The organism is Crocosphaera chwakensis CCY0110 (assembly GCF_000169335.1).
Taxonomy (GTDB): Bacteria; Cyanobacteriota; Cyanobacteriia; order Cyanobacteriales; family Microcystaceae; genus Crocosphaera; species Crocosphaera chwakensis.
The window spans coordinates 1-10,239 of record NZ_AAXW01000002.1; the positions used below are offsets into that span (position 1 = coordinate 1).

Here is a 10,239-nt window from a genome sequence, read left to right on the forward strand (position 1 = left end):
TTTATAAAGCTTTAAAGTCCGCAGAATTTTGTTATATTTTAAATGCCAGACAAATGGGTAAATCGAGTCTTCGTGTTCAAATTATGAAACGACTCCAATCTAAAAATTTTGCTTGTGTAGCTATCGATTTATCAGAAATTGGTAATCGACAATTAACTATAAAAAAATGGTATGCAGGATTTACTTATATACTACTAAGCGGTCTAAATTTATTGGATAAAGTGAATTTTAAAGAATGGTTAAAAGAATATGATTTTTTATCCCCTGTACAGTGTTTGGGCGAATTAATTCATCGGGTTGTTCTACCAAATATTTCTACAAATATTGTTATTTTTATAGATGAAGTTGATAGTGTATTAAGTTTAGATTTTCCGATAGATGACTTCTTTATTTTTTTGAGAAGTTGTTATAATAAAAGGGCTGATAATCCTGATTATAAACGACTTAGTTTTGCGTTATTAGGGGTTGCTACTCCTTCTCAACTATTAGAAGATAAACAACGAACTCCCTTCAACATTGGTCAAGTGATTCATTTAAAAGGGTTTCAATTTCATGAAGCACAACCTTTATTAGAAGGATTAAAATCTAAAGTGAAGCATCCCAAAGCGGTATTAAAAGCTGTTTTATATTGGACAAATGGTCAACCATTTTTAACTCAAAAAATTTGCCAGTTAATTCATAACTCTTCTGTAGAAATACCTGAAGATCAGGAATATCAATGGGTTACAGAATTTGTGCGATCGCAGATTATAGACAATTGGGAATGTCAAGATGAACCGGAACATTTAAGAACGATTCGCGATCGGATTTTAAAAAGTTCTCTTGATAAAAAACAACTGTTAAAACGGTATCAAGAAATATTACATAACCCTTATTATACCATTACTGACGATGAAGAAATTAGAGAACTTATTTTGTCAGGACTCATTATTAAAGATGACCAATATTTAAAGGTTCATAATCCCATTTATCAAGCTATTTTCAATGATAGTTGGATAGAATGGATGAATAATAAATAGATGTTATATTAGTTTATTATTCCAAATTATAGCTTAAGATTAAAGAGAAATTTTAAGCACAAAAGAGTAGCTATACTAAACTTTGTTACATTAGTTTACAAAGAAAACAATTACTGACGATAATAGCGTAATCTAATATCATATATACTATTCACTGTTCACTGATTCAATGTAATTACTTTTGTTTAACAAATAGTTTAATCTATGACATCTATTCACCCTCACAGCAAAGCAAAAGCCCTTAAACCTGGTAGTCGTCGTCCCGCAAAAGAACTCTGTAGTGAGTGTGGGTTATGTGATACCTATTATATTCATTATGTTAAAGAAGCTTGTGCATTTATAAATCAACAAATCGCAGAATTAGAAACAATTGCTCACGGAAAAAGTCGCAATTTAGAAGATGAAAATGACTGTTATTTTGGGGTTCATCAAGAGATGATGGCAGCCCGAAAAAAAGAACCCATTGAAGGCGCACAATGGACAGGAATAGTTAGTAGCATTGCTTGTGAAATGTTAGATAAGGGAATTGTTGAAGGGGTGGTTTGTGTCCAAAATACAAAAGAAGATAGATTTCAACCCATGCCAGTAATCGCTAGAACTTCTGAAGAAGTTTTGGCTGCTAGAGTAAATAAACCCACCTTATCACCCAATTTATCTATTTTAGAACAAATCAAAGAATCTAACTTAAAACGCTTATTAGTTATTGGAGTGGGCTGTCAAATACAAGCTTTACGGACAGTAGAAAAAGAATTAGGGTTAAAAAAATTGTATGTATTAGGAACCCCCTGTGTAGATAATGTGACTCGTGAGGGATTACAAAAATTCTTAGAAACCACCAGTCAATCTCCCGATACAGTGGTTCATTATGAGTTTATGCAGGATTTTCGAGTTCATTTTAAACATGAAGATGGTTCAATTGAAAAAGTCCCATTTTTTGGCTTAAAAACTAACAAATTAAAAGATGTTTTTGCCCCTTCTTGCATGAGTTGTTTTGATTATGTTAACTCCTTAGCTGACTTAGTAGTGGGCTATATGGGAGCAGAATTTGGTTGGCAATGGATTATGGTTCGTAATGATAAAGGAAAAGAAATGTTCGCCTTAGTAGAAGACCAAATAAATACTAAACCTGTTATTTCCCAGGGAGATAGAAAACAAGCCGTTCAACAAAGTATTCCGGCTTATGATAAAGGAGTAACCTTACCCATGTGGGCTGCTAAATTAATGGGAGTGGTCATTGAAAGAGTTGGACCTAAAGGATTAGAATATGCCCGTTTTTCTATTGATTCCCATTTCACTCGTAATTATTTATATGTAAAACGGAATCATCCTGAAAAGTTAGATAATCATGTTCCTAACTATGCAAAAAAAATTGTGTCTCAATATCAGTTACCTGATAAATAAACACAATTAAATAAGAGTATTAATCTCTATTGAAAACAAGATTTCGGGTCATTAAATCCACTTAAAAATGCCCTTCCTCGTTGTTCAGGGGTTCCATGATGATGAGTATGTTCATAGTCATAATCCCCTGTCATCATAGCAGTCATCGCCCCTTCCTTTAAATCTCCAGGTTCTAATATTCCCAACTCATCAGTAGCAGCAAAAAATGCCCCTGCTAAACAGTCAGCTTGCAATTCCAAAACCACAATAGGCAAATTCTTGTCAAGAATTCCTAAATGTTTTTGCACAGAATGACCATATTCGTGGGCTAAGGAGAAAAAACCAGCAGAATCACCGACTCTTTCAACTAATTTATCCATTTGAACCATATTTAGATGAATAGTGTTAGAATCAGAGCAATAATGGGCTAATAATGAAGGACCACAAGGAGTCAACTCAATATTTCGGTGGGAATAAACCATCGGATAAGTATAGCGTATCCCTAAACGGGTCAAAATTCCTCCCCAAAATGCGTCTAGTCCATTACTAACGGCTGATAAAGTTGGTGAGTCCCATGCTGCTTGGGTGGTTTGAAAGGGAAATAAACCCAAAGATAGGGCAAGAATGCTGACAGCAACCTGTTTTTTCATCTTAATTCACTTTGTTAGCTTTCGGCTGGTTATGCACCTTTGTGACATAACAATTAAAGGAATTAAGCAGAGATAATTTAGCCTACTTCCTTAATGATAGTTCAACTATAAGAAAAATTTATGCGACAATTATAAACTAATGATTAAGCCAGAATTAATTTAGTGAAGTAATAAGCGATTCAACATTTGTAATGAAACTGCTGATTCAGGAGGTTTTGCCAGAAAATCTATTGCCCCAGCTAATTTAGCACAAATGCAATCTATCATGGTATCTTGACTGGTTAAAATTATAATTAGGATCTTAATTTCTCTACACTGACTTTAATCACTCACTAATCGGTATGATTTGTATAAGAACATAACTAAATCATATCGTAAACGTTCTGAGAGTGCGTTTCTAACCACTCGAACCACAACTGTTTATAATCCTTTGAATTTCAATTAAAGGAGATGTCAAAGTTCTGTGTACTTGAAAATTTATACTGATTGATAACGCGATCGCAATTCCAAATAAACCAATAAAGCATTAATATCCGCAGGATTTACTCCACCGATACGAGAAGCTTGGCCAAGGGTCAAAGGACGAACTTTGGTCAATTTTTCTCTTGCTTCCATAGAAAGGGTATCTATCGCCATATAATCGAGGTCTGAGGGCAATTTTTTATTGCTATGTCGGGTAATTTGATCAATTTGAATTTGTTGCCGTTTCAAATAACCTGAATATTTAATATCAATTTCTGCTCCTTCTTTTTCTACTATTGTTAAGTTTTGATTTCCTAAGCCATACTTTTCTAAATGTTGATAATGAAACTTAGGACGACGTAATAAATCGGCTAAAGTTGCTGACCCTTTAATCTTCTGTTGAGTATCATTGACAATCTTAATTGCCACCTCATCCCTTTCTTTAATTCTTGTTTCATAAAGTCGTTCTTTTTCAGCCACAATATTGGCTTGTTTATGTTCAAATAATGCCCAACGACGATCATCAATTAAACCAATTTCTCGCCCTAACGGAGTCATTCTTTGATCTGCATTATCAGACCGTAAAATCAAACGATATTCTGACCGAGAGGTTAACATTCGGTAAGGTTCTCTTAGATCCTTTGTGCATAAATCATCAACTAAAGTCCCTAGATAACTTTCTTCTCTAGGAAAAATAATCATCTCTTCATTTTTAACAAATTTAACCGCATTTATCCCGGCAACAATACCCTGCGCTGCTGCTTCTTCATAACCCGTTGTTCCGTTAACTTGTCCAGCACAAAATAATCCTTGAATCTTCTTAGTCATCAAAGTTGGGTAACATTGGGTCGCAGGTAAATAATCGTACTCTACAGCATAAGCAGGGCGCAACATAACACAATTTTCTAACCCTGGTAGGGTTCTTAACATGGCTAATTGTATATTTTCCGGTAGCCCAGTAGAAAACCCTTGAATATATAATTCTGGAATTTCTCTTCCTTCGGGTTCGATAAAAATTTGATGGCTTTCTTTATCCGCAAACCTAACAATTTTATCCTCAATAGACGGACAATAACGAGGCCCTTTTGAATCAATAAAACCGCCATAAATAGGAGACAAATGTAAGTTATCTTTGATCAGTTGATGAGTTTTAGTAGTGGTTCGGGTTAAATAACAATTCATTTGTTCTTTTTCGACCCAAACTTCAGGATCAAAACTAAACCAGCGTACCTCTTCATCGGGGGGTTGGGGTTCTAACTTAGAATAGTCAACCGATCGCTTATCTACCCTGGCCGGGGTTCCGGTTTTCAGTCGTCCGGTTTCAAACCCCAAGTCATTAAGAGTATCCGTTAAACCCACCGCAGCAAACTCTCCGGCCCTACCTGCTTCCATGGACTTATTACCGATCCAAATGCGACCCCCTAAAAAGGTTCCGGTGGTCAAAATAACAGCTTTGGCCTGGAAACAAGTGCCGAAATAGGTTTGAATGCCGATCACTTCATCATTCTTACCTAATACCAGATCCGTGACCATTCCTTCACGGATGCTTAAATTTTCTTGATTTTCGACAATTTCCTTCATCACTGCCGAATATTCTCGCTTATCCGTCTGGGCCCGTAACGCCCATACTGCTGGTCCCCGTGAGGAGTTGAGAACCCGTTTTTGTAAATAGGTGCGATCAGCCATTTTTCCGATCTCTCCCCCCAAAGCGTCCACTTCATGGGTTAACTGAGACTTCGCTGGGCCTCCCACTGCGGGGTTACAGGGTTGCCAAGCAATGCGATCAAGGTTGAGGGTTAACATCAGGGTACGACACCCTAAACGGGCTGCTGCGAGGGCTGCTTCACACCCGGAATGGCCAGCACCCACTACGATGATATCAAAGCTATCCTGGAAGTCGACGGGAGTGGTAAGGGTCATAGTTTGGAAGTCAGAAGTTAGAAATTAGAAGTCAGAAGTACAAAAGTTTATAGGGTTTGTTTTTTTGACTACTCTGTTTTATTTTAGCGGATAGGTTCGATGGTTATTGTGATGTTAAATATTTATTTATCGTAATAAGGGTTGAAAACTTGCTCGAATAAAAACAGTTTTTAGAAAAAATCTCTTTTGAGTGATTAATCATTATCTTTTTTCAGTGTACCGTCTAATACTAGATCCGCTTTAGATAGTATAGTATTAACTTTCGGAGCAGGGAGCAGGGAGTGGGGAGAAAAAACGTTACTCTACTAAAATAAGCGGATTTGGTATAAATAATGATCGTGTTCACTTGATCAGTGTTCGGATGTTTCATAAGTTCCTGTCATTTCTTTGAGAAGATCCCAAGCATTTTTAGTTATTGTTTTTTGTGATTTTTCTTTAGAAATAATTTGAATGGTGTAATGAGTATTAGGTTCTAAATGTGATCTCGTCTTCTGGATAAAAAGCCGAACCATCATAAATTATTGTTAACTTTTCTTGCATTTTATTGGACAACCTAAACAACTAACCATTTCTATTTATCAGCTAATTGATGGAGAATATCAAGTGAAACAGTTTAGAGGAGAAGATACTATTCATCAATCTATTGTATTTCCTGAATTAAGTTTGACAGCTAAACAGATTTTTTAAGCTGAACGATGAATATTAATATTAATGAAGAAGGTGGGTAAAACCCACCCTACTAATTAAGTTAACACTAACTGTTTTTTCGTGTCTTTGATGGGTGCAGATAAAGCATCTTCTAAGTTTGCTTTGCCTAATCTTTCTTCTAAAATATCCATGACTTCCCTGCCAAAATCATTGGGGTTTCGTTGCCATGCTTGTAAGCAAACTTCCCCAAAAAATGATCCCAAAGGTTCAGGATTCCATAATAACTTTTTCGCTGTCCAAGGCATTAAACTCATGGGGTTATAATTAGGTTTTAAGATATCCTTTTCAAAAGCATATTCTTCTAGATGGGTATGAGGTTGTAACCCGATGAAAAAGATAGCAGGTTCAACTTTATCGGCCCCAAAAATAGCCTCTAACTCTCGATGATAAGTAATGGTTTGACGGATAGTATCAAAAGTTTCATCGATGACATTAAAAGAGTAATTAACGGAAACTAAATCATTAAACCCGGCTGCTTTTAAGTCTCGACAATTTTGCAAAACGGTGCGTAAGTTATAACCCATCCGCATTTTACGAACTAATTCTTGAGAACCGCTAGTAATACCAATTTCAAAATAATTCATCCCCGTTTGTGCCATCAATTTACACAAGTATGGGTTTAGATTATCAGCACGAATATAAGCAGCCCAATGAATGTCTGTCATTCCAGAAGCTAAGATTTTTTCTAATAACTCCTCTGCATCTTTCATAAAGCGACGCGCTGGAATAAATTGAGCATCGGTAAACCAAAAATTACGAATTCCTCTGTCATAAAGTTGACGCATTTCTTTAACAACTTCATCAGCAGGGTTAATTCTGACTTGTTTACCTTCTACAACTGTGTAAACACAATAACAACAATTATGTGGACAACCGCGCTTAGTTTGTACCCCAATATAAAAGTCATTTTCTTGGAAATAATAGTTAAATTCTGGCCAAATGGTTTTAATATAGTCGTAGTTACAAGCAGTTTTTTCTAGGGGAGTTGGAGACTCATGAATTAAGCGATCGCGTGGCTCATTGTCTCCCACAACATAACACCTTTCGTCAGAAAAATCTTGACCACTGAGCAATTTTTGTAGTAAAGTTTCTCCTTCCCCAACTGATACAATGGTTCCCGAAGGTAGCCCCGTTTTCAACTGTTCATAAAATACGCTAACTGCACCACCTCCAACCACTAAACGCGCGTCAGGTTGATACCGTTTGGCCCGCTTCAAACCCCGTTTAATTAGCCCTAAATTACGCCATAACTCACTGTAGTATGCAGTGGTGACTTTTAACCCTCCTAATGCTCCTCGCAGACGGATAAAAGGGTTTTTAGCATAGTAAAATTCAAAGGCGTTCTGTAGGGGGTTGCCTCCTCTTCCTCCCACTGGAGCATAAATTTGAATATCTCGCCAAGAAAAGACGAGTAAAGTGGGCTTAAATTCATCAATGCAATTATCTAAAGCTTTTTTGAAATCTAAAGGGGGAACAGTGCCTAAATCAAAGATTTTCTGCTCAATTTCAGGAAATAGCTTATGAACGTGATCGGCTAAATAGACGACCCCAATGGGAAAGATGGGGTTACAGGGAAGGCGACAATAGAGGATACGCTGTGTTTTGGTCATAATTATTTTAAAATTCAGCTTTGTTATCAGTTAAGGTTAGTAGCGATCGCCTTTAATACATAACTACCAATTCAGCTTAAGACTGGTCTGAAGGTAATTAAGCTTTGATTGCCTGTTGCCTTGTGCCTGTTGCCTTGTGCCTGTTGCGTAGCCAGCGATCCCCACTTTTGTAAAGTTATTTGTCCTTGCTCGGATAACTGAGAAGTTGTAATATATCTTAACTTTAACGATATTTTGACCAGCCAGCAAGTCGATTTTTGAAGAGGTGATCGGCTAACAGTGGCTAAAATAGGGCTTTTTGCTTAGGTCAGAATACTTGAAAAATGCTTTACAATTTGATAACATATTATATCATAATACCGCAGTAGTATGTCATAGTCTGCAAGAAAAATATTGAATGTAATATTGATTACAGCTAATGGGGATCGCTGAGTGTTAGGGTAAAGAAGAAATGAACAATCAGAAACTAAATTGCCTAAATTATTATGGCTCAGATCCTTGATCCCATTCCAACTGGGCAAAGAAACGTACTACTTTGCTGCTATGTAAATGCAACGAATCACATTCAAGTTGCTCGTATTACCAACATAGAAAACTGGTATTTTGAACGGGTTGTTTTTCCAGGACAACGCCTTGTATTTGAAGCTTTACCGAAAGCACAACTGGAAATTCATACAGGAATGATGGCTAGTGCCATTCTCTCAGATACTATTCCTTGTGAACGTCTTTGTATAAGCGATGGAAGCGATGACGAAATAGAGGAAGAATTTGTTTCTATCACTGCTTCTACTAATAAAAAACAAACCATACAACCCGATGATAAAAACAACTATCCATTCTCTAATTTAAAAGCTGCATTAGTTTAGAAGGTCGAATAATGACAATTCATCTTTGAAAAAAATCTAGCTGAGATTGCCCCATTGGGGCTTTTTTTTTCAGTTATAAAGTATCGGTGGCTAGTTAAAATATTTTACAATAAAATTCTGTAGGACAGAATAGCAGAGTCAATAACTATCAACTATGAATTTACCATCTTTTCTATGGCTATGGAAAATAGCTGCTTGGTCAATGGGTTTATCTTTATTTGCCTACGTCTTATTAGGGTTATCGGGAGGATGGATGTTTTATGGTCGTAATAGCAAAGCATCTTCTCCAGTATGGCTACGTTCGGTTCATTATATTATTGGTTCAATCATGGTAATTTTGGTGTTATTATTATTAGTCATTGGTCTAGTGGGAACCTTAGGACATTACGGAAGTTTAGGCCATTCTCCGCACTTATTTGTTGGATTATTAACTGTTGTTTTAGTGTTAATTTCTGCTACTGCTGCGACACAAATCAGTGCAGAAAAACCGAGAATGCGCTGGTTACATATTGGCACAAACATCCTACTTTTTTTGAGCTTTGCTATGGTAAGTTTAACCGGGTGGACTGTGGTTCAAAAATACCTTCCCTAACTATATAATGAGTGTTTAACTCTATTTAAAGCCACACAATTTTTATACGAATTACGATGGAAAAACCCTCAGTTGTTGGTCTTGATCTCGGTGGGACTGCCATTAAACTTGGACAGTTTCTAGAAGATGGTACTTGTATTAATTCCCTCACCGTTAACACCCCTCAACCCTCAACCCCTGAAGCAGTGGTTAAAACGATAATTGAAGCGATCGCTCAACTGACTCAGGAGCAAAATTGTCTGGCTTTAGGCATCGGAACCCCAGGGCCAGCCGATAAAGACGGTAGAATTGCTAAAGTTGCCATTAACCTAGCTGGATGGCAAGATGTACCCCTAGCAGACTGGTTAGAACAAAAAACAGGCATTTCCACCATCATTGCTAATGATGCTAACTGTGCAGGGTTAGGAGAAGCTTGGTTAGGTGCCGGAAAAGACTATGACAACCTGATTATGTTAACCTTGGGGACGGGAGTCGGAGGGGCAATTATCCTCAATGGTCATCTATTTACCGGTCATTTAGGAGCAGCAGGAGAGTTAGGATTAATTACCCTCAATTTTGATGGTCCGATGTGTAACAGTGGCAATAATGGATCGTTAGAACAATATGGGTCAATTCGAGCCATTCGTCGTATGACGGGGAAAGAACCAGCCGAACTGGGAAAATTAGCCGAAACAGGTGACAAAGAAGCTTTGAAATTTTGGGATAATTATGGTTGTTTATTAGGTGCCGGGTTAGCTAGTTTAATTTATGTCTTGACTCCAGAAGCCATTGTTATTGGTGGAGGTATTAGTGGTAGTACAAAGTTTTTTTTCCCAGCTACCTTACAAGAAATAGAGAGACGAGTTTTGTCCAGTTCCCGTGAAAATTTACAATTATTAACCGCTAAATTAGGAAATCAAGCGGGAATGGTAGGTGCAGCTAAATTAGCGTGGGAATTAGTAAATTAATTCTAGGAAGGCGACACTGAGGGTTTACAAGCCTTATATAATCAGGGGTTGAGCGAGCATTCCCATGCCGAGGAAACCTCGGCGG

Annotated in this window: 10 protein-coding genes; 6 read left to right on the forward strand and 4 right to left on the reverse strand. The window is 37.1% G+C overall.

Features of this window, described 5'->3' with window-relative positions:
* Both CY0110_RS01265 and CY0110_RS01270 read left to right on the forward strand, forming a co-directional pair.
* The coding region (locus CY0110_RS01265; RefSeq protein WP_008272713.1) for an AAA-like domain-containing protein at positions 1 to 1,019 on the forward strand (1,019 nt) is incomplete at its 5' end.
* A 204-nt stretch (positions 1,020 to 1,223) separates the two neighbouring features.
* Entirely contained in the window at positions 1,224 to 2,420 is a 1,197-nt protein-coding gene (locus tag CY0110_RS01270) for a Coenzyme F420 hydrogenase/dehydrogenase, beta subunit C-terminal domain (RefSeq protein ID WP_008272714.1), read from the forward strand.
* 26 nt (positions 2,421 to 2,446) lie between these two features.
* Here the strand turns inward: CY0110_RS01270 and CY0110_RS01275 are convergent, their stop codons facing one another.
* The 3 genes from CY0110_RS01275 to CY0110_RS01285 form a co-directional block, all read right to left on the reverse strand.
* A complete protein-coding gene (locus tag CY0110_RS01275; protein ID WP_008272715.1) occupies positions 2,447 to 3,049 on the reverse strand; it encodes a neutral zinc metallopeptidase in 603 nt (200 codons plus the stop codon).
* Positions 3,050 to 3,526: 477 nt separating this feature from the next.
* On the reverse strand, positions 3,527 to 5,431 hold the full coding sequence (mnmG, locus tag CY0110_RS01280; RefSeq protein WP_008272716.1) for a tRNA uridine-5-carboxymethylaminomethyl(34) synthesis enzyme MnmG: 1,905 nt from the start codon (positions 5,429 to 5,431) through the stop codon (positions 3,527 to 3,529).
* 350 nt (positions 5,432 to 5,781) lie between these two features.
* Positions 5,782 to 5,946 (reverse strand): hypothetical protein, encoded by a 165-nt coding sequence (locus CY0110_RS01285; RefSeq protein WP_008272717.1) that lies wholly within the window; start codon positions 5,944 to 5,946, stop codon positions 5,782 to 5,784.
* Between the two features lie 19 nt (positions 5,947 to 5,965).
* Between CY0110_RS01285 and CY0110_RS29695 the strand changes: the two genes are divergently transcribed.
* The gene (locus tag CY0110_RS29695) at positions 5,966 to 6,118 is read left to right on the forward strand and encodes a PDDEXK family nuclease (protein WP_008272718.1); all 153 of its coding nucleotides are present in this window, start codon (positions 5,966 to 5,968) and stop codon (positions 6,116 to 6,118) included.
* A 56-nt stretch (positions 6,119 to 6,174) separates the two neighbouring features.
* On the opposite strand, the gene CY0110_RS01290 is transcribed toward CY0110_RS29695, so the two are convergent.
* Positions 6,175 to 7,749 (reverse strand): photosystem II high light acclimation radical SAM protein, encoded by a 1,575-nt coding sequence (locus CY0110_RS01290; protein WP_008272719.1) that lies wholly within the window; start codon positions 7,747 to 7,749, stop codon positions 6,175 to 6,177.
* Between the two features lie 485 nt (positions 7,750 to 8,234).
* On the opposite strand from CY0110_RS01290, the gene CY0110_RS01295 reads away from it, so the two are divergent.
* The 3 genes from CY0110_RS01295 to CY0110_RS01305 all read left to right on the forward strand — a co-directional run bounded on the left by CY0110_RS01295 (position 8,235) and on the right by CY0110_RS01305 (position 10,154).
* Positions 8,235 to 8,615: a DUF1830 domain-containing protein gene (locus CY0110_RS01295; RefSeq protein ID WP_008272720.1), complete on the forward strand. Its 381-nt coding sequence runs from the start codon at positions 8,235 to 8,237 to the stop codon at positions 8,613 to 8,615.
* A gap of 154 nt (positions 8,616 to 8,769) precedes the next feature.
* A complete protein-coding gene (locus tag CY0110_RS01300) occupies positions 8,770 to 9,207 on the forward strand; it encodes a DUF4079 domain-containing protein (RefSeq protein WP_008272721.1) in 438 nt (145 codons plus the stop codon).
* 56 nt (positions 9,208 to 9,263) lie between these two features.
* Positions 9,264 to 10,154: an ROK family protein gene (locus CY0110_RS01305; protein WP_008272722.1), complete on the forward strand. Its 891-nt coding sequence runs from the start codon at positions 9,264 to 9,266 to the stop codon at positions 10,152 to 10,154.
* Positions 10,155 to 10,239: the final 85 nt, after the last annotated feature.